Below are 19436 nucleotides of genomic sequence, written 5' to 3'. Positions count from 1 at the left end.
GACCGGACGACGGTGGGTCAACTGTCGGAGAGCGGAGGAACCGTGACGCGCGCCGTGCGGCGCTCCCCGTCGAGGACGCGCAGCGCCCGCGTGAGCGTCGGCGCGTGCAGCTCGGTCTCGCGCCGCTGGTGCATCAGTGCCAGCGCGTCACGCAGCTCCGCCGCCCGGGACACCAGCGCCTGGGCGGCCCGCAGTCCGCGGTAGGTGTCCCCGTGGTGCGCGGGGTTGATCCGGCCGAGCAGGTCGACCACGTCCAGGTAACGGTCGATCAGCTCGCCCTCGGCGCGGGTCAGCGCGGGCAGCGGCGGCAGTTCGGGAGGCAGCATCCGCGGCTCACCGCCCGCCCGGTCCGCCGGACAGGTCCCGGCGGCTGGGGACGACCCCGTCGATCAGGCCGTACTCCACGGCCCGGGATGCCGTCAGGATCAGGTCCCGTTCGATGTCCGCGGTCACCTGCCCGGGGGTGCGGCCCGTGTGCCGTACGAGCATCTCCTCCAGCAGGTCGCGGGTGCGGGCGAGCTCCCCGGCCTGGATGGCCAGGTCGCTGGCCTGTCCCTGGACCGGTTCGGGCAGCGCCGGCTGCTGGATCACCATCCGGGCGCCCGGCAGCGCGAACCGCTTGCCCGGGGTGCCCGCCGCCAGCAGTACCGCCGCGGACGAGCCGGCCTGGCCCAGGCAGGTCGTCTCCACGTCGCAGGTGATGTACCGGATCGTGTCGTAGAGCGCGGTCATCGCGCTGAACGAGCCGCCCGGGGAGTTGATGTAGAGCGCGATGTCCCGGTCGGGGTCCTTGTGCTCCAGGTACATGAACTGGGCCATCACGTCGTTCGCCGAGGTGTCGTCGATCGGCGTGCCCAGGAAGACGATCCGTTCCTCCAGGAGCTTCGAGTAGGGATCCATCGTCCGCGTCCCGAAGCTCGTGCGCTCGGTGAACTCGGGCAGGACATGACGGGCGGACGGTCGGGTCATGGGCGACCCCTCCTTCGGCGGCTGGCTCATCTGTAAAAAATGTACAGGATGTACGTGCCGTTAGTGGGAGCGTTGTCGCCGTTGCATTCGGCAACTAGTGCTGTGACCGCATAGGTTCGCCGGGTTGGCCGTGTACTCAACTCCTCGCCGATCCGGTGCTGATGATGCGTGGAGATCGGCGCAAGGTGACACCTTCGTGATCCATACTCTGTGGCGGCAGCTTCGGGGAGGGCATGTCCTTGCAGCACAGCAGTGGGATTACACGAGCAGTCAAGCGAGCAGCGGCCGTTGCCGTTGCCGCTGTCCTGATGAGCGGTTGTTCGTCGGACGATCCAGCGCAGGCCAAGGAGTGGCAACGGGATTACTGCACCAAGCTGGGGTCCTGGCAGGACGCGGCGCACGCCACGACAACCGGCGATGCAGACGCCGATGCCGGTGACGGACAGAGTGTCCAGTCGCCCGGGTTCGATAACACCGAATCGGCAGGGCATGCGGTCATCGAGGCCTCGAAAAGGCTTGACCGGGCAGGCCTGGAACATAGTGGCACCCACATCCTCGATGACACAGTCAACGCGGTCGGCGGCGACATCGGGGCTGAGGGTCGTGCAGTGTCTTACTGCGATGGCTCAGGCTTCGAGACCTTGGTTGGTTCGGCTGGCTAAGGGCTGTCCCGTAATCCCCGGTGGATCAGCGCGCGGCGTCAGATGCGGTGCATCGCAAGGCGGAGGGACGTCCGCATTCAGGATGTATGCGGATGTTTCGACAACGCGGCGAGGTGCCGTAGCTGTCGTCGCGCGCCCGCCGGGGATTACGGGACAGCCCTTAGTGCTGTGAGCGCTCGGGTTCGCCGGGTCGTTCAGGCCGCGGTGGACGGGTGGGCGCCACCTGGTGACGGGGGGCGAGCCTACCGCGTGGGGGAGGCAGGTTCCTGGTCCTGGACCCGGCGGTTGACCTCGCCCAGGCCGTCGGCGATGGTCGTGAGCTGCTGCGGGGTGAGTACGTCGACGAGCAACTTTCGGACGAGCGCGACATGGCCCGGCGCTGCTCGCTCCAGCATGCGCCGGCCGGCGTCGGTGATGACTGCGTAGACCGCTCGTACGTCGTTGGGGCAGCAGCGGCGGCGCACCAGTCCGGTCTTCTCCATCTGGGTGATCTGGTAGGTCAGACCGCTCTTGGAGTTGTACAGCGCGTCGGCGAGACCGCTCATGCGCATCTCGCGGTCCGGTGCCGCGTTGAGGCGGACAAGGATCTCGTACTGGAGGTGCGTGATCCCCGCATCCTCCTTGAGCTGCTGGTCCAGGCGTCGGTTGATGAGCGCCCCGGCGCCGACGAAGGCGTACCAGGCTCGCGACTCTTCCTCGTTCAACCACCGTGGTTGGGCCATGCCTCCACAGTACATCGGACGTTCAAATTCGAACATGGCCACCCGTTCCTGGGTTGTTCAAATTTGAAACTGGCGCTATGGTCGAAGCATCTCATTTCAAATTTGAACCTCGCGGGTTCGTTCGGTCGTCGCAGGAGCAGTCATGGATGTCGCCCATTCCTCAGGCCAGGCCCCTCTCGCCGGTGCTTCGGTGCGCACCCGCGTGACCATCCCGCTGCGTTTCGCCGATGGCTATGAGGTCGCCGTCGAGGCCGTCACGTTCCGTGGTCTGGTCGATGGCAAGGAGCACGTGGCGCTCGTCCTCGGCGACCCGGCGGCGGCGCCGGCACCGCTTGTGCGGCTGCACTCCGAGTGCCTGACCGGTGACGTGTTCGGCTCGACGCGCTGCGACTGCGGCCCTCAACTGCGTGAAGCCGTGGAGCACATCGCCGAGACCGGCGGCGTCCTGCTCTACCTCCGCCAGGAGGGCCGCGGCATCGGCCTGTACAACAAGCTGGACGCCTACGCCCTGCAGAACGCGGGCCTGGACACGTACGAGGCCAACACCGCGCTCGGCCTGCCCGAGGACGGCCGCGACTACACCGCAGCCGCCCAGATGCTCACCGCCCTCGACATCGCCGAGCTGGACCTGCTGACCAACAACCCCGACAAGGCCCGGCAGTTGAGGGAGCTGGGCGTCAGCGTTCGCGTCACCCGGCCCACCGGTGTCTTCGCCACCGACAGCAATGTCCACTACCTGAACGCCAAGATCCGGCACACCCACCACACCATCGAGCTGCCCGAAACAGCCGGTCTCGCCGAGCTGGTTGGCTGACCCGCCGCCGCAGACGGCACAGATCACAAGGCGAAACATCCACCCCGGAGCCCTGCCATGCCCATCTCCCACGCCCGCGTCGCCACCGACGCGGCACCGCGCTACGCCAAGCAGCTCGCTTCGCACTTCGGCCGGAAGATTCCGGTTGAGGAGGCACCCGACGGCGGGCACCGCCTCACCTTCCAGGAAACCATCGTTGCGCTCCAGCCCGCAGACGACCACCTGTTGATCCAGGTCAGCGCACCCGACGTTCCCGCGCTCGCCGCCATCCAGGACGTCGTGGCCAGCCATCTCGAGCGTTTCGGCCGCCGCAACGAGTTGAAAGTCACATGGGAAGCGTCCCGCCATGACTGATAGCCCCGCCATGCCCGCCGTCCCTCTCTCGCACGGGGCGCCGCTTCTGGCCGACGACCCGAGCTGGCACGACCAACTGGCGGCCTTGTCCGCGGACATGCCCCGGCCCAAGGCGATCCTGATGGTCTCCGCGCATCGGGAGGAGGCCGACTGGGGCCGACGCGCCCTGGAAACCGGGGATCTGGACGCCCTCGTGGACCTTCGGCACAAGGCGCCAGCGGCACGGTTCGCTCACCCCCGTACCGAGCACTTCGCCCCCTTGTTCGTCACCCTCGGCGCGGGCCATGAAGAACTCGGCGACCAGCGCACCGTGATCGACGGCTTCTGGTTCGGCATGGCGAAACGGTCCGTGCGGATCGGCTGAGGCCCGTCAACTCCCGCCCGAGCAAGCACAGATGACAGCAGAGAAGAGAGACATCGCCGTGAAGGCCGTCATCATCACCGAGTTCGGAGCCGAACCGCTGCTCACCGACATTCCCGTACCGCAGCCGGGCCCGGGTGAACTGCTGGTCCGCCTGCACGCCGCCGGGCTCAACCCCTTCGACTGGAAGGTCGCCGAGGGGGCCCTGAAGGGCGTGGCAGAGCACGAATTCCCCCTCGTCATGGGCTCGGACGGCGCCGGCGTGGTCGCGGATGTCGGCCCCGGCGTGACCCGCTTCCGGCCTGGCGACACCGTGTACGGCCAGTTCATGGACGTCCGGCACGGGCGAGGCTCGTACGCCGAGTACGTCCTGACGGTCGAGGACGGCAAGGTCGCCCGCATGCCCGACGGTCTGCCGTTCTCCGTCGCGGCGGCGCTGCCCACCGCCGGCGCCACCGCCTACCAGGCCATCGAGGCCGCCCGGCTCGACACCGGGCACGTCATCCTCATCAACGGCGCCTCCGGAGGCGTGGGCCAGTCCGCCATCCAGTTCGCTGCCCTCCAGGGAGCCCGGGTACTGGCCACCGCCACATCCGACATCGCCGACCACCTCCGCGATCTCGGCGCCGACCGGACCATCGACTTCACCTCCGCACCCACCGCTGAGCAGGTCCTGGCCGCCCACCCCGACGGCATCGACGCCGTCCTCGACCTGATCACGCATCCCGGCGGTGACATCGACACCCTGGCAGGTCTGCTCAGGCCCGGCGGCACGTTCATCAGCACCAACTACGCCACCGATCCCGAGGGCCTGGCCGCTCGCGAGATCCACGGTGTCAATCTCGCCAACGATCCCAGCCGGGAAGAGCTGGAAGCTCTCGCCGCGCTCACCGCCGCGGGCAGGCTCCGCATCACGATCGATGCCGAGATCCCCCTCGACGACGCCCCGGCCGCCGTGACCCGCGCCCGCTCCGGCCACGCCCGCGGCAAGACGGTCATCCTGCCCTGACCGGTGCGGTGGGCGGGCGTCGACACCGCCGATGGCGCCCCTGCCCGCGTCAACGGCCATCTCGCAGCGCCCGGCACTACGGGCCGCATCCCCGAACACGTACGAGGGCCCAACTGGCTCCTCGTCCCTTTGAATCACAGGAGGCAAACATGGCACATCTCACCCGCAGAGGGTTGCTCGGAGCCGCAGCGGTCGGTGCCCCGGCGGTGGCGATCCCGGCATTCGCCACACCGGCGGTGGCCTCGTCCTCCTCCTTGCGGCACGGGAGCAGGTTCCAGCAGGAGATAGAGAACACGAAGGACTTCCACATCGCGGACTTCGTCGCCTGGAACAACAAGGACATGGACATGCAGCGGCACTACCATGCCGCCGATGTCGTCGTGGAGTGGGGCGGGGTCGTCACAGAAGGCGTCGAGCCGCACATCGAGGCCATGCACCAGTTCCAAGTAGAAGCCCCCAACGCCCTAGTCGTCACCCACCAGCCCAATGTGGCGCGAGGCGACTGGACGGCCACCATCGGCGGCATCCCCACCATGGGAGTCCGGATGGCGACCGTCGCCCAGTGGCGGGGCGGCCAGATCATCCGCGAAATCCTCTTCATGCGGGAACTGCCCGCCGAGGAAGCGCCCCGGCCCACCGCACGCCCCACGCTCACACTCACCAATCCCGACAACGAAGACCTCAAGCGCGCCGCCGGTGTGTACCCGGGCTGGACCTGCGCCATCCACGGCTCCGCCCTCGGCAGCCGGACGGTCACCTTCACGAGACGGGAGAAGGGGCTGATCGTCGAGCAGTACGTCTTCGCCGAGTAGATGCCGTACGGCACGCCCGAAGACGGTGATGCAGCGAGCGATCCGGCGCCCGGTCCCGGACACGGCGGCAGACCAAGGTGGCCAAAACCGCTCTCCTGTGCCGGCGCCCCCTCGGGCAACACTGGTCACACAAGTTATTGAGGTTTCAACTTTATCTCACCACTTGGAGGAAAACATGCGACTCAAGCACCCCCACGGCAGCACGCGCCGCAGGGCCCGATCCGTCGGCCTGACCGCCCTGTTCGCCGTCACCGGTGCCACCGCTCTCGCCGCGGCACCCACGGCGTCCGCCGCCTCCACGGCCTCACTCACCGTCGAGGTACCGGCACAGGTCCGAGGGGAAGGCACCTCCATCGTGTCCTTCGGCAGCCTTCGGATCGACGACGGCACCTCCGTCACGTGCGTGAGCGAATACGACGTCTCCGGCACCTGGCCCCGCCCCGTCATCACCACCGACTACCAGGTCACCGCGGGCACCACCTACGGCATCTCCGCCTGGGAAGGCAACAAGTGCGACTGGGACGACCCGGCGACGCCTCGGCGGACCCAGTCACTCGGCGGCGTGACCGTCACGCCCACGGCAGCCGACATCTCCAGCGGCGTGTACCGGGTCTCGATCCCGTAGCCCCGAGGGTCCCGCCTCAACCCGTCCACACGATCGCCTGCGCCTCGCTGTAGGCGTGCAGGGTGGAGGAGCCGGCGTCGCGCCGTCGGCGGTCCCGCCCATCCTGGCGGCCCCGGCTCCGGCATGGCACAAGTGGCCATGCCCGCGGCCGCGGCGCGCGCTCGTCACGCCCACGGGCCGGACGCCGTCGACTCCGAGGCGCCGACTACACGGCCCAGAAGTACCTGGCTTGCCGCGTGGCCGAGGATTCCTGCGGATGTGGCGACGAACCTCGTGAAATCCCTCCGGCGGCATGCCCTTTCCCCCTCCTGTGACCTGGCAACTTGATGACGTTGCCCCTGTGGATATGGGTGTATCAGCGGGCACTGACAAAAACTGATGGATCATCACGAGGGCCGGCCTGCATCGATCACAATCCAGTCAGGGTCGATCGAATCGTCCTCATCGACGGATGAGGTGAGCGAGCATCACGCCTCTGGCCTGGAGGTTCTCAATGCCATGCGGTCGTCATCCGTTGGCATGCACGCCAGAGCATCTCGCCGATTCGCCGCCGGCTGCCGACTGTTCACCTGCGTCGACGCCGTGAAAGCGGCCCTGGAACGTGGCGGGGAGTTGGCGCGAAAGCGGAGGCGTCCAAGAGCGCCCGAGCCATATTTGGCCACCACTTTTTGGCCCATCCCGAAGGGCACTGACCACACCGGAAGAAGTGCCGCAGTTCCGATCACAGATATTTCGTAAACGACCTGTGTGACAGGGGCTGCGGGCAGCGATCCACCTGCGGACGAGGTCATGCCGCACCCCCTGGTGCGGCTGGCCGACACCTACCGAAAGATCATTATCGACCGCGTCGCGCGAACAGGCCTTCCCACACAAGCCGACCGAGCGGCCGACCAGTCGCACGGCACCGACGAAGGCACTGAACAGACGAGTGGCGTCGAGCCGACTGCCGGCGGGGACAAGCCCTGAGCAGCGGCAGGCCCTGGGCGCCGAGCAACTGCCCGGCGGCCTGCATCGGGAGGCCGTGGTGCACCGCCACAGGCTCTCGGCGGGAGCCGTCCCAACGCCCACCGCAGACGGGAAGAAAAGTCAGACTGTCCGCCATGGACACTTCCTCAGCCCACCAGGACCGTGAAGAAGCAGAGCGGCTGAGTACCGCCGTGGGGGTCCTCGCCGACTTCCTGAGCCGCCAGCCGCTCACCCAGGCCCTGGCCTCGCTGGAGCACCGATTGGAGGGCGCCGACGGGACGAATGTCATGCGGATCGCGGAGAATGGCCACGTCGTGCCGGAACTGCTTGCCTCAGCGCTCACGGTCCGCGAGAGCCTGGGCCGGATCAACGACTTGATCCACGCCTGCGGCATCCTCCTCGTACTGCCCCACATCCTCGGGGATGAAGAACGCATCACCGTCCGCCCCTCCCTCGGCGCCGGCAACGACCCGAGCCGCCCGTACGACCTGGAGACAGACCAGCGCATCGCGGAGTTCAAGCTCGCTCGTTGGCGCGGCGCGGACGCCATGCGCAAGCGCCAGACCTTCAAGGACCTCGTGATGCTCGCCGCCGACACCTCCGGCCGCCGGGCAGAGCTGTTCGTGATCGGCCCCGAGCCCCGCCGCTTCCTGACCACCAGCACCTCAACCGCGGCCTGGGCCCTGGACCGCACCCCAGGGGCACTGCGGACCTTCACCACCGTCTTCGGCACGGCGAACATGTCCGTCGCCCAGTTCACCGCGACCCATGCCGCCCACGTTCAGATCACCGATCTGCGGGATCTTCTCCCCGCGTCCGTCGCAGCCCTCCTGCAGTGAGCTGTTCTCGGCATGAGGCGCCAGCCTTGCGAAGAACTCCACACTCGTGGTGAGGGCCCCGGCGTTCACCACCCGCCGGGGCCCTCACCGCTCGCGACAGGGTCAGATCGTCGCAGTGTCGATCACGAAGCGGTAGCGGACGTCGCTCGCCAGGACCCGCTCGTACGCGTCGTTGATCTCCGAAGCGCTGATCAGCTCGATCTCCGAGCCCAGGCCGTGCTTGGCGCAGAAGTCGAGCATCTCCTGGGTCTCCGGGATGCCGCCGATGCCGGAGCCGGCGAGGGTCTTGCGGCCGGCCATCACCGAGAACAGGTTCAGCGTGACGGGCTCCTCGGGGCCGCCCACGTTCAGGAACGCGCCGTTCGTCTTGAGGAGGGAGAGGTAGACGTCCAGGTTCAGCGGGGCGGAGACCGTGGACAGGATGATGTCGAAGGCGCCGCGCAATTCGGTGAAGGTGGCCTCGTCGCTGGTCGCGTAGTAGTGCGAGGCGCCCAGCTTCAGCCCGTCCTCCTTCTTGCGCAGCGACTGCGACAGTACGGTCACCTCGGCGCCGAGCGCGTGCGCGATCTTGACGGCCATGTGGCCGAGGCCACCCAAGCCGACGACGGCGACCTTCTTGCCGGGACCGGCGTTCCAGTGCTTGAGCGGGGAGTACGTGGTGATGCCGGCGCAGAGGAGCGGCGCGGCCACGTCGAGGGCGAGGCCGTCAGGGATGCGGAACGTGTAGTTCTCGTCGACGACGATCTTCTCGGAGTAGCCGCCGTAGGCCGGCTCACCGTTCTTGTCGAGGGCGTTGTAGGTGCCGATGGGGCCCTTGTGGCAGTACTGCTCCAGGCCGGCTTCGCAGTTCTCGCACTCGCGGCACGAGTCGATCAGACAGCCGACGCCCACGCGGTCGCCGACCGCGAACTTGGTGACGCCGGAGCCGACCGCCTCGACGACACCGGTGATCTCGTGGCCGGGGACCATCGGGAAGATGCCCTCGCTCCAGCCATCGCGGGCCTGGTGGATGTCCGAGTGGCAGATACCGCTGAACTTGATGTCGATCAGGACGTCGAACTCGCCGACCTCACGACGCTCGATCGTGGTCCGCTCCAGCGGAGCCTTGGCGGAGGGGGCGGCGTATGCGGCGACAGTGGTGGTCATGCCGGGAGTTCTCCTCAGGGGGATGCGCGCCCGGCCGCCTTCTGACCGGACGCGTCGATCAGACTGCCGAGCCTTTGCGCTGTCACCCAGACCACGCTTGTGGGTACGCTCGCCGAGCCTACCACTGGCGGGGGCAGGCTGGTGTCTGTGCGGCCGGGAATAATGGACCGTATGGACGAACGTTCCGCATCGGTGTCACCGGTGGATGCCCCCGGTGACACCGGCGGGGCCCTGGACCGGCGTGCCGAGCTCAGCGAGTTCCTGCGCACCCGGCGGGCCCGGCTCAAGCCGGAGGACGTGGGGCTGCCGGACTTCGGGCGGCAGCGCCGGGTGCCCGGGCTGCGCCGTGAGGAGCTGGCCCAGTTGGCAGGGGTGTCCGTCAACTACTACACGAGGTTGGAACAGGGCAACGGGCGGAATGTCTCAGCGGAGATCCTCGACGCCATCGCCCGCGCTCTGCGGCTGACGGACGCGGAGCACGCTCACCTCACGCACCTCGCCAAGCCGAAGCAGCACAAGAAGAAGCCGTCGGTGCGGGCGCAGGTGGTGCGCGGGAAGCTGCTGAAGCTCCTCGACACGCTGGACGACGTACCGGCGTACGTCGTGGGGCGGCGTACGGACATCCTGGCGTGGAACACGATGACCGCTTCCCTCTTCGGGGACTGGGCCGAGTTGCCGCCGCAGGAGCGTAACTGGGCGCGGCTGGTGTTCCTGCGGCCCGAGTTGCACGACCTGATCATGGACTGGGAGCAGCGGGCGATCGATATCGTCTGCCATCTGCGGATGGACGCCGGCTGCTATCCGGAGGACCCGAAGCTGTCCGCGCTGGTGGGTGAGCTGTCGGTGAAGAGCGAGGAGTTCCGGCGGCTGTGGGCGACCCACGACGTCAAGGAGAAGAACCACGGGGAGAAGCGGTTCCGGCATCCGCTGGTGGGTGAACTCACCCTGAACTTCGAGTCGTTGAGACTCCCGGACGACAGCGATCAGATGCTGATCGTCTTCCACGCGGAACCGGGGTCACCTTCGGCGGAAGGCCTGCGGCTGCTGGCCAGCTGGGGTCGGGACGCGACGAAGGCGGGCGCGGGTCCCTGAGAGGGGCTGCGCCCCCTGGCCCCTCCTTCGGCCTGAACGGCCTCCTCCTCGATCACCAGAGGGGCTTGACATGCCGTCGGCTTCGGGAAGGCAGAGGCACCCTGGCGATGGGGCCGAGACGGGTGGGCGGGGGAACACGGCCTGGGTTGCACCGACCTCACGAGAACAGAAGCGGCCCGCCGTGATGCCGCCGCCCGGCGTATGTCCAGCCAGGGTGCTTCTGCTTGAGGACCGCCGCGCCCGCGAGATGCGCCGCCATCGACGTGCCCGAGACGGTGAGGTACTCGGCCGGTTTTCTCGCCGGCCTTCTGTTCGATGAGGCCGCCCCGGCGGAGACGCTCGTGATGCCCACGCAGGGCACGGTCACGTCCGGCTTGATGGCGCCGTCGCCATCGCGCGGGCAGGTGTGGGAGAGATTCGGCTGCCACGTCCTTGTCGTCGACCGCGCCGACAGTGATTGCCGTGTCGGCGCTGCCCGGCGAACCGGCCGAATCCGGACCGGAACTGCCCGCCGCGACGGTCAACAGGATGCCCTTCTTGGCGGACGGCCGGTTGATCGCCGTGTCCAGCGGGCCGACCTCGGGCGTGTCCTGGCCGCCGAGGATGCCGGGTCATCACCGGAACCGGCGTCGCCCAGGACCTGGCACCCGCATCGGGTTGTTGGTCCGCAGTGGAGGAATTCCCCGGCGGCCGACTCGTCGTTCAAGACTCGTGCTCTGGTCTCGACGTCGTCCTGTCCAATTCCCGTGGCCCCCAGAGCCTGGCCGAGAAGGTCGCGGAACTCGGTGAGCGCGCCCGGGCCGCGACGCCCGAGGAGGCGGCGCGGGCGGGGGACTGGGTGGTGGTGAGCATCCCGCTCGGCGCCTACCGACTGCTACTGGTGGACGCGCTGGCGGGCAAGGTCGTGCTCGACACGATCAACTACTACCCGTTCCGCGACGGGAAGTGCGAAGTGCTCGACTCGGGCAGGGCCACCACGAGCGAACTCGTCCAGGAGCATCTGGTCGGCGCGAAGCTCGTCAAGGCGTTCAACAACATCGGCGATCAGCACATCCCGGCGCTCGCCCGTCCTGCGGGAGCCGCCGATCGCACCGCCCTGCCGATCGCCGGCGACGACCCGGAGGCGAAGGTGAGCGCCGCCGCCCTGATCGACCGGCTGGGCTTCGACACCGTCGACGCCGGCTCTCTGGCCGAGAGCTGGCGCTTCGAGCCGGAGACCGCCCCGTACACGGCGGCCTACTTCGCCGACCCCGACGCGGCCAAAACCTTTTTGGCCGAGCTGGGCGAGGAGATCCGCTCCGGCGGCCCGGTGCAGGCCGTGCCGCCCAAGGATCCGGGCGCCCCGCTGCCCGCGCACCGGCTGCGCACCCTGCTGGCCGAAACACCCCGCGTACTCACCGCCGACCGCCTGCTGCGCTGACTCCGCCCCTCGTGCAGGGCGATTGCAAAGTCCCGGGGATCTTGTGAGTGCGCAGGTCACAGCAGCGTGACGATGGTGGATGGAGGCGCGACCACACGCAAGGAAGCTCCGTTGCGGAGGTGACCTTCCCAAGTCGCGTGCGCCCAACGGAGCTTCGATGTGCCGTCAGTCTGCCACCGTCTGCCTGGTCAAGTCGCCCACCCGTCAGCACCGCGTGACGGGTGCGCTGGCCGAGCGGCTGGTCACGCTGGCCGATCCGCGGTGCCGGCGCGGAAAGCGCCACCCAGGTCGCCAAGGTCGTACGCCACCGCACCGACACCAAGACCGGCAGGCAGAGCCGCGAGACCGTCTACGCCATCACCGACCTGACCAGCCGCCAGGCATCCCCGGAACGGATCGCAACGATCTTGAGGGCGCACTGGGTGATCGAAAACAGGCTCCACTTCGTCCGGGACACAGCCTTCCGCGAGGACGCCTCCAAGATCCGTACCGGACACGGCCCGGAGAACATGGCCATCCTCCGCAGCTTCGCCATCAACCAGCTCCGCGCCGCCGGCCACACCAACATCGCCGCCGGACTCCGCACGACAGCCCTCCGCCCCTACGAGCGGCCACTCGCCGTCCTCGGACTCAACTGACCTGCGCCAACGCACGATCAACGAACCATGCAATCGCCCTGCCCCACGGACCCGCGGCCCGTGTCCTCCGGCTCGTATCGCAAGCTGCGCCTCGAGGCGGACGTCAACGGGTCGTGCAGTGGACGTCAACGGGCCGTGCACACGCGCCCGGTTCCATGGTCACGCGGCCGGTTCCCTCGATCAGGCAGCGTCCACGCCGTTTCCGTACGGTGCGGCGCATCCTCGCACCCGTGAGCACCAGGCCTCCAACCACCGTGTGAACATCAGCAGGGGAAATACGATGACGCGTTCCCACCTGTCTCCCGGCGGGAGTTCGCAGGCCCCAGGGCGCCTGCCGGGCTTCCCCCCGTCCGGCGGCGACGATCGGCCGGCCGGCGATGTCAAGTTCAGAAACTTCGTAACACTCACTGCTCAGGAAATCGAGAGGGGTGCTCAGACTCTGAGTGGCGATGAGTTGGCACCCTTATCGCACCTGACGGGAGTTTCTGTTCCGAGATCTGCCAATCCTGACGGGTTCCGTTTCGACGCTCAAGGTCACGTAATCGATGGTCTGCTGTATGCCCGGATTTACTGCGGCGCGATGAATGGGGTGTCCTGCGGCAGTACGGCCGATGATCCGATCGTGGCCGATGTGGTCAAGGCGGGCTGGATCTCATTTGTCGGCGAAGGGGGAGAATATACTGTCAAGCCGGGCCAGATGTTCATTCGCGACACCAAACTGTCATGGGAGTTTTCTTGCTCCGCCTCCTTTTCGGCGCACGTCATATCCGTTCCCAGACACCTGGTGGTCCCTCGCGTCAGTTCGGTAGGAGTGCTTGATCGCGCGTACGTGGCAGATGTCGGTATGCCGGAAGTTACGTTTCTCCTGAAATGCATTGAGATGATTGACGAGAATGTCGATCACCTAGGCGTCTCGAAATCCATACGAATCACCCTTCGGGATGCTTTCGCCGCGCTCATCTCGGGAATCATGTCCGATTGTTGGGGCATGGAGTCGGACACTCACGCGAGCATGACTGTTGCGGCTGCGAGAAATGTCATCGAGCGCCATCTGGACAGCCGTGATCTGTCACCTCGGATGGTCGCTCAGCGTATTGGTGTCTCACTCCGGACACTGCACCGATCATTTTCGGTGTCAGGTGAGTCGATGATGACATTCGCGCGTAGGAGGCGTCTCCAACAAGCTCACGACGAACTAGTGGGAACCGAAACGCTAAAAGATATTTCCGCGTTGGCTGCGCGCTGGCATTTTTCGGATTCGAGTCACTTTATTCGGCATTTTAAGGCCTACTACGGGTCAACCCCCGGGGCATATCAGAGGAACAGAAGAATTGGCGACTCCTGATCTGCTCGACGAGGGTCCGGCGCAACCCTCGTCGAGGAGGTCGCCGTAGGCGGCGGGTTTCGCTGTCAGCAGGCGCGAGAAACCCTGTCGTTGAGATCGACGGTTCCGCTCGTGGCCGGAGCCGGTGCCACCCGCAGGTCGGCGACCGACCCGCCGCCGCTGACAACCGAATAGATTCCGGCGGTTTCGGCATGCTGGTTCAGAATCAACGCGCTGTCCGTGTTGTTCTTGACCGAGGAAGCCTGGTTGTCCGCCGGAGTTCCGTCCGAGAACTTCTTGCCCGCCAGGTCATTTACGCACGACGTCTTGACGCCGTTACTCAACGTGATCTTGGGAACCACGTACATCGGCCCCGAGAAGTTGATGTCCTTGTAGAGGCAAACCTCATCTGACGGGCAGGATGTGGCGGCACTGGCCGTCGGCCCCATTACCCCTGCACTTGCCAGAGCCAAAGCTATTGCCGGAATCACTACAGCTGCTCGCATCTTGTTCAGGATCCTCATCTCTTTTTTTGCAGGAGAGAATTTGCCCTACCGGTTGCATGCTGCATTATCCACTACTTCCACCTTGGGGTGCTAGAACATCCATGCCCGTCGATGGTACGACCGTGCCAACCTGGACACGGCCTGGCCTGCGCGGCGCCACCGGTGGCGCGCGTATGCCACGGCATGGCGCGGTTGTTCAATACTTTCCTGCCCTCATTTGATGTAATGATCAATGTGAACGTCAGGAAGGGAGAACAGCCATGCTGAAGCCCTATTGGTAGAAGAACCAGCAAGGAAGAAAGGCCGGCGCATGCCCGTACCCATCGGCGAGGGCATGCGCCGGTCCGCCTTCCTGGCTGCGCATCGTCATTGTCCCGTCCATCGACCGGCCGATGGACGCACCAGTGCATTCCGGCATTCCTCCCGTCAGGCCTCCTGAGGGCGCAAATTGAAGAATCGAGGGTACCGCCGTGCATGGCAAACCCACCCCACGGTCCCTTTTCTCTTCGACTGAGTTCCGTGCCACCTGGCTGGCCGAAATGGTTTCGTTCTTCGGGGACCAGTTGGCCCGGGTCGCGCTGGCAATCCTGGTGTTCGACCGCACGGACTCTGCGGCCCTGACCGGCCTCACCTATGCGCTGACCTACGTGCCGAGCGTTGTCGGGGCGCTTACGCTTTCCCACCTGGCGGACCGGCGGCCCCGCCGCAGTGTCCTGATGACGGTGGACATCTGTCGGGCCATCGCCGCCGGGGCCATGGTGATTCCAGATGTTCCGCTCGGTGTTCTTTGCCTGCTCGTGTCGGTCATGTCGTTTCTGGGTGGACCGTACAGAGCGGCCCATCTTGCCCTGCTGCGCGAGATTCTCAGCGCCGAGCAGTATCCGATCGGCATGTCTGTCCGGCAGATCACCATGCAGGCGGCTCAGATCTTCGGCTTCGCCTTCGGCGGTGTGGTGTCCTCGGTTTTCACACCGCGGGCGTGTCTCGCTTTTGACGCCACCACCTTCGTCGCGTCGTTCGGGCTCTACTGGTGCTTCGTCAAGTCGCGCCCGGCTGCCGGGACACCGGAGGGAACAGGATCCGTCGCAGCCGGTCTGACCGTCCTGTGGGCCGAGCCTCGCCGACGGGCGATCTTCCTGAGCACAGCACTCGGGTTCTTCTACATCACCCCCGAGGCGGTGGCCGCGCCCTACGCCAGCGCCCTCGGCCTCGGATCGGTCTGGGTGGGCGTCCTGCTGGCCAGCACGGGTGTGGGCGCGGTGGCCGGCCTGTGGGCGTTCCACCGGTTCGTGCCGGCCCACCGCTACGCGGACCACCTACCACTGGTGTGCTTCACCACCGGCCTTCCGCTTGTCGTCGTCGCGATCCAGGGCGGCGGGATCTACCTGGCCATGGTGTCCTTCGCCGTCAGCAACGCGCTGTGGTGCATCCAGGTGGTGGTCTCCGTCTCCACGCTGGTCGAACTGCTGCCGGACGACCGTCGTGCCCAGGGCATGGGCGTGGCGTCGGCCATGAACCTCACCGCCCAGGGCGTCGGCACCGGAGGCGCCGGACTGCTCGCACAGTGGCAGAGCCCGGTCTTCGCCCTGTCCTTCATGGGAGCCGCATCGGCGGTGGCCGGGCTGTGGCCCGGTCTGCTGTGGCTCCGGTCGACCCGGAAGGTGGCGGCCCTGCCCGCGCCCGACAGTGCGTGAACGCGGGCGCGCGCCACGCCTGCCTGCTGTCGGCGGGTGCAGCCGGACGTGGCCACGAAGAGGCCGAGGAGTTCGGCCTCCCGGGGCCGCTCGGTGACGGCTTCGGGAGGGACACGCGGTCGGGCCGTACGGCTGTGCGACGAAGATGTCGACCGAGGGGCGCATCTCGACAATGCCATGGACGCCCGCGAGCAGCATCGCGCGCTCACCGGTGAGGTCGGACGTTGCGTGTGGTCGCGCATCCATCCACCATCGTCACGCTGCTGTGATCTGCGCACTCACAAGATCCCCGGGACTTTGCAATCGCCCTGGCCCCTCGTGCGCCCCAAGTACGGAACCCGAGAAAGTTCACGTGCTTCCCGCTTTCGAGACCGAGCCGTTCGTGGAGTGTGTAACTGGTTCTCGCTCCGTCACCATCGAGCGTGCAACGAGCCGAAACGTGTACGTCCTCTCTCGAAAAGGCCGACACCAGTGCCGCTCGGTGTCGGCCTTCTCGTCCCGAAATTGGTTCAGGTCAGGACTGACCGGACTGAACTACTGGAAGTCGCAGCCTGGATTGGGGGCGTCCTCGGAAAACGGCGCGCCGTGCGGCAACGCGTAGAGGACGTCCAGGACCAGTGGAGTCGTCCCGAGGTTGCGGCCGATATGCACGTGATCGGAACCACTCATCTCCGTGATGGTGCTGCCGGCCGTGTAGACGCCGTCGGATTCGCAGGTTGAATCGAAGTGGCTCAGGGTGCCCTGCTTGACAAAGCCGTACAAGGTTCCGTCGTGGTAGTGCCATCCCGTGCTCTGGCCCGGCGGGATCGTGATCTCCCGGAGGATGTAGTCCTTGTCGCCGATCGTGGTCTGCGAGATCACTGTGCCCTTGACTCCCGGGCCGGGGGGAGTGGCTTGGGCGGACCCCGCGACGAGCGACGAGCTGAGGGCTACGACTGTTATCAGCCCTGCGCGGAGTAGGTTGCGCATCGATAGCCTTTCCGTAGGGAAAAGAGGCAGACGCCCCGACTGTGGAACGTGCCCCTCTTTGCGAGGGGACGTGTTCGTTCCGCAACCAATGCCCATCACTGATGCGTCCCGGCTCCCGCCCCACCCCAAAGCCCGGATGGAGTGCGGGACTTGGTCGTCGGCACGGTTTCCTGATGCCCGCGCCCGGCAGGGCACCGCGCCGTTTCCCCGCGCGGTGTGCCGCTCAGGCCGGCGGCGTCTCCGTTGCGTCGGTCATGGCAGGGCCTCGGACGGGCTGCACGGAGAAGGCGATTGCTTGACTTACTCAATCTTATAGAGGGTTGCTTGACTTGGGCAAGTCGCTATGCCGCTGCGCTGATCAGCGGGATTCGCGGACGACGGCGACGCCCCCCGGTGGGACGGTGACGGTGCCGCTGATCGGTGTGGCGGTGAGGAGTTCGACGCCTTCGGCGGGCGCTTCGGCGCCCTTGCCGGTGTGGTCGATGAGGAACAGGTAGTCGGCTTCGGCGCCGCGGCGCCGGACGACCTCGATGCCGGCGGGGGCCTGGTGCTCCGGTGTGACGCCGGCCTCCTGGCGGATGCGGTGGAGCAGGGCGGCGAGAGTGTTCTTGTCGGGGTGGGTGCCCAGATACCAGGTGGTGCCGTTGCCGTACCGGCGGCGGGTGACGGCGGGGTGGCCGGCCAGGGGGCCGTCGGCGTAGGAGGCGACGGCCTGCGCGCCGGTGAGCCGTATGCGTTCCGACCACAGGTCGGCGGTGGCGGCGGGAGGCACGTCGCCGGTCAGGCCGACCGTCTCTCCCGGCAGCAGGGGGAAGAGCTCGTCGGTGACCACGCCGAGTTGCTCGCGGAACGCGCCAGGGTAACCGCCCAGGTACACATGACAGTTCTGGTCGACCATGCCGCTGTGGAAGCCGACGGCCAGGGTGCCCCCGCGTTCGGCGTACCGGGCGAGGTTTGTCGCGGCTGCCTCCGTCACCAGGTACAGCGACGGCGCCAGCACGAGTTCATAGCGGTCGAGCTCAGGGTCGTCGGGGCGTACGAAGTCGACGGAGACCCCCGCCCGCCACAGGGGGGTGTACCAGTCGCGCACCAGGTCTTGGTAGCGCAGTTCGCCGCTGGGCTGGGAAGGCAGTTCCAGTGCCCACCGGGCGTCCCAGTCCCATACGATCGCCACCTGCGCCGCGACGGTGGAGCTCCGCACCTCGGCCAACGCTCTGAGGTCCGCGCCGAGTCGGACGACGTCCCGCCAGATCTGGCTGTCGGTGCCCGCGTGCGGGAGCATCGCCGAGTGCCACTGCTCGGCGCCGGCCTTGGCCGCACGCCACTGGAAGAACGCGATGCCGTCGGCGCCACGGGCCACGTGGGCCAGGGCGTTGCGCCGCATTTCTCCCGGCTGCTTGGCGCGGTTGACGGGCTGCCAGTTGACGGCACCGGTCGAGTGCTCCATGAGGAACCACGGGCCGCCCGCGAGCGACCGCATGAGGTCGCCGTTGAGCGCGATGTCGATCTCGGCTTCCGGGTCGTCGGACATCAGGTAGTGGTCGTTGGAGAGGATGTCCAACTCCGGTGCCCAGCGCCAGTAGTCGAGGGCGTCGATGGTGCGCAGGACGAGGAAGTTGGTGGTCGCGGGGGTGTCCGGGGCGGCCCTGAGCAGCATCTCGCGTTCGGCGGTGCACAGGGAGAGCAGTTCGTCGGAGCAGAATCGGCGCCAGTCGAGCTGGTGGGTGGGGTTCGCAGGAGCCGCGGTGGCGCGGGGCGGCAGGATCTGCTCCCACGAGTAGTACCACTGGCTCCAGAAGGTGGTGCCCCAGGCGTGGTTGAGGGCGTCCAGATCGTTGTCGTAGCGGGCGCGCAGCCAGGTGCGGAAGGCGGCGGCGCTGGTGTCGCAGTAGCAGGCGTCGTTGTGGCAGCCGTACTCGTTGTGCACGTGCCACATGGCGACGGCCGGGTGGGCGGCGTAGCGCTCGGCGAGGGCTTCGGCGATCCGCAGCGCCGCTCGGCGGTAGGCGGGGCTGGACGGGCAGAACGTCTGGCGGCTGCCGTAGGAGAGGGTACGGCCGTCGCGGTCGACGGGAAGGGCCTCCGGGTGGGCGCGGAAGAACCAGGCCGGGGGTGCTGCCGTGGGCGTGGCGAGGTCGGCGGCGATGCCGTTCTCGTGCAGCAGGTCGAGAATCCTGTCCATGCGCGAGAAGGCATAGGCGCCCTCGGACGGTTCGAGCAGCGCCCAGGAGAAGATGCCTACGCTGACCATGGTCACGCCTGCCTCGCGCATCAGGCGCATGTCCTCGGCCCAGACCTCCTCGGGCCACTGCTCGGGGTTGTAGTCACCTCCATAGGCGATACCGGGAATGCGAAGACGGCGGGCGGTAGTCACTGGTGGTGCTCCGGAAGATGTAGGGGAGGGGCAAGTCCGGGCGGGTCAGCCCTTGTTGGCGCCCAGGGTCAGGCCGCTGACGAACTGCCGCTGGAGCGCGAAGTACACGATCAGCGTGGGGATCGCGGTGAGCAGGGCGC

21 protein-coding genes and 2 pseudogenes are annotated in these 19436 nt (G+C 67.3%); 14 read left to right on the top strand and 9 right to left on the bottom strand.

From position 1 onward, the window contains the following. Window positions 1–17: 17 nt before the first annotated feature. Both ABT057_RS38750 and ABT057_RS38745 read right to left on the bottom strand, forming a co-directional pair. The gene (locus ABT057_RS38750) at window positions 18–326 is read right to left on the bottom strand and encodes a hypothetical protein (protein WP_352348617.1); all 309 of its coding nucleotides are present in this window, start codon (window positions 324–326) and stop codon (window positions 18–20) included. A gap of 7 nt (window positions 327–333) precedes the next feature. Further along, on the bottom strand, window positions 334–969 hold the full coding sequence (locus ABT057_RS38745; RefSeq protein WP_352348616.1) for an ATP-dependent Clp protease proteolytic subunit: 636 nt from the start codon (window positions 967–969) through the stop codon (window positions 334–336). Window positions 970–1202: 233 nt separating this feature from the next. Between ABT057_RS38745 and ABT057_RS38740 the strand changes: the two genes are divergently transcribed. Next, the gene (locus ABT057_RS38740) at window positions 1203–1631 is read left to right on the top strand and encodes a hypothetical protein (RefSeq protein ID WP_352348615.1); all 429 of its coding nucleotides are present in this window, start codon (window positions 1203–1205) and stop codon (window positions 1629–1631) included. 242 nt (window positions 1632–1873) lie between these two features. Here the strand turns inward: ABT057_RS38740 and ABT057_RS38735 are convergent, their stop codons facing one another. Next, window positions 1874–2353, bottom strand: coding sequence for a MarR family winged helix-turn-helix transcriptional regulator (locus tag ABT057_RS38735; protein ID WP_352348614.1), 480 nt, complete (start codon window positions 2351–2353; stop codon window positions 1874–1876). A 142-nt stretch (window positions 2354–2495) separates the two neighbouring features. Here ABT057_RS38735 and ABT057_RS38730 point away from each other — a divergent pair, with 142 nt between their 5' ends. From ABT057_RS38730 to ABT057_RS38695, 8 genes and pseudogenes are all read left to right on the top strand, one after another. Beyond that, window positions 2496–3167, top strand: a complete 672-nt coding sequence (locus ABT057_RS38730; protein ID WP_352348613.1) for a GTP cyclohydrolase II — start codon at window positions 2496–2498, stop codon at window positions 3165–3167. A gap of 57 nt (window positions 3168–3224) precedes the next feature. Beyond that, window positions 3225–3521, top strand: a complete 297-nt coding sequence (locus ABT057_RS38725) for a DUF2218 domain-containing protein (RefSeq protein ID WP_352348612.1) — start codon at window positions 3225–3227, stop codon at window positions 3519–3521. A 148-nt stretch (window positions 3522–3669) separates the two neighbouring features. Continuing rightward, window positions 3670–3885, top strand: a pseudogene (locus tag ABT057_RS49300) (dioxygenase); the annotation flags it as partial. 31 nt (window positions 3886–3916) lie between these two features. Next, window positions 3917–4891, top strand: a complete 975-nt coding sequence (locus ABT057_RS38715; protein ID WP_352348610.1) for an NADP-dependent oxidoreductase — start codon at window positions 3917–3919, stop codon at window positions 4889–4891. 149 nt (window positions 4892–5040) lie between these two features. Next, window positions 5041–5703 (top strand): hypothetical protein, encoded by a 663-nt coding sequence (locus tag ABT057_RS38710; protein ID WP_352348609.1) that lies wholly within the window; start codon window positions 5041–5043, stop codon window positions 5701–5703. A 175-nt stretch (window positions 5704–5878) separates the two neighbouring features. Then, window positions 5879–6328 (top strand): hypothetical protein, encoded by a 450-nt coding sequence (locus tag ABT057_RS38705; RefSeq protein ID WP_352348608.1) that lies wholly within the window; start codon window positions 5879–5881, stop codon window positions 6326–6328. A 789-nt stretch (window positions 6329–7117) separates the two neighbouring features. Then, entirely contained in the window at window positions 7118–7294 is a 177-nt protein-coding gene (locus ABT057_RS38700) for a hypothetical protein (protein ID WP_352348607.1), read from the top strand. A 134-nt stretch (window positions 7295–7428) separates the two neighbouring features. Then, window positions 7429–8133 (top strand): PE-PGRS family protein, encoded by a 705-nt coding sequence (locus tag ABT057_RS38695; RefSeq protein ID WP_352348606.1) that lies wholly within the window; start codon window positions 7429–7431, stop codon window positions 8131–8133. 102 nt (window positions 8134–8235) lie between these two features. On the opposite strand, the gene ABT057_RS38690 is transcribed toward ABT057_RS38695, so the two are convergent. Further along, a complete protein-coding gene (locus ABT057_RS38690) occupies window positions 8236–9279 on the bottom strand; it encodes an NAD(P)-dependent alcohol dehydrogenase (RefSeq protein WP_352348605.1) in 1044 nt (347 codons plus the stop codon). A gap of 171 nt (window positions 9280–9450) precedes the next feature. Here ABT057_RS38690 and ABT057_RS38685 point away from each other — a divergent pair, with 171 nt between their 5' ends. Beyond that, on the top strand, window positions 9451–10371 hold the full coding sequence (locus ABT057_RS38685; protein ID WP_352348604.1) for an MmyB family transcriptional regulator: 921 nt from the start codon (window positions 9451–9453) through the stop codon (window positions 10369–10371). A gap of 157 nt (window positions 10372–10528) precedes the next feature. On the opposite strand, the gene ABT057_RS38680 is transcribed toward ABT057_RS38685, so the two are convergent. After that, window positions 10529–10825: a S8 family serine peptidase gene (locus ABT057_RS38680; RefSeq protein WP_352348661.1), complete on the bottom strand. Its 297-nt coding sequence runs from the start codon at window positions 10823–10825 to the stop codon at window positions 10529–10531. 216 nt (window positions 10826–11041) lie between these two features. Here ABT057_RS38680 and ABT057_RS38675 point away from each other — a divergent pair, with 216 nt between their 5' ends. The 3 genes from ABT057_RS38675 (at window position 11042) to ABT057_RS38665 (ending at window position 13774) form a co-directional block, all read left to right on the top strand. Further along, entirely contained in the window at window positions 11042–11791 is a 750-nt protein-coding gene (locus ABT057_RS38675) for an NADPH-dependent F420 reductase (RefSeq protein ID WP_352348603.1), read from the top strand. A gap of 221 nt (window positions 11792–12012) precedes the next feature. Further along, entirely contained in the window at window positions 12013–12429 is a 417-nt protein-coding gene (locus ABT057_RS38670) for an ISAs1 family transposase (RefSeq protein ID WP_352348602.1), read from the top strand. 280 nt (window positions 12430–12709) lie between these two features. Further along, complete coding sequence (locus ABT057_RS38665; RefSeq protein WP_352348601.1) at window positions 12710–13774, top strand: helix-turn-helix transcriptional regulator; 1065 nt, start codon at window positions 12710–12712, stop codon at window positions 13772–13774. 65 nt (window positions 13775–13839) lie between these two features. Here the strand turns inward: ABT057_RS38665 and ABT057_RS38660 are convergent, their stop codons facing one another. Next, entirely contained in the window at window positions 13840–14277 is a 438-nt protein-coding gene (locus ABT057_RS38660) for a peptidase inhibitor family I36 protein (protein ID WP_352348600.1), read from the bottom strand. A gap of 452 nt (window positions 14278–14729) precedes the next feature. Here ABT057_RS38660 and ABT057_RS38655 point away from each other — a divergent pair, with 452 nt between their 5' ends. Next, the gene (locus ABT057_RS38655; RefSeq protein ID WP_352348599.1) at window positions 14730–15953 is read left to right on the top strand and encodes an MFS transporter; all 1224 of its coding nucleotides are present in this window, start codon (window positions 14730–14732) and stop codon (window positions 15951–15953) included. 534 nt (window positions 15954–16487) lie between these two features. Here the strand turns inward: ABT057_RS38655 and ABT057_RS38650 are convergent. The 3 genes and pseudogenes from ABT057_RS38650 to ABT057_RS38640 form a co-directional block, all read right to left on the bottom strand. After that, entirely contained in the window at window positions 16488–16922 is a 435-nt protein-coding gene (locus tag ABT057_RS38650) for a cupin domain-containing protein (protein WP_352348598.1), read from the bottom strand. Window positions 16923–17280: 358 nt separating this feature from the next. Next, window positions 17281–19296, bottom strand: a complete 2016-nt coding sequence (locus ABT057_RS38645) for a beta-galactosidase (protein WP_352348597.1) — start codon at window positions 19294–19296, stop codon at window positions 17281–17283. A gap of 45 nt (window positions 19297–19341) precedes the next feature. Further along, window positions 19342–19436 (bottom strand): annotated as a pseudogene (locus tag ABT057_RS38640) (carbohydrate ABC transporter permease); the annotation flags it as partial.

Origin of the sequence: Streptomyces sp. NPDC002588 (assembly GCF_040295925.1) — a bacterium.
In the GTDB taxonomy this organism is placed as follows: Bacteria; Actinomycetota; Actinomycetes; order Streptomycetales; family Streptomycetaceae; genus Streptomyces.
The sequence above is the reverse complement of the archived record's forward strand: the minus strand, read 5'-3'. Positions and strand labels throughout refer to the sequence as shown.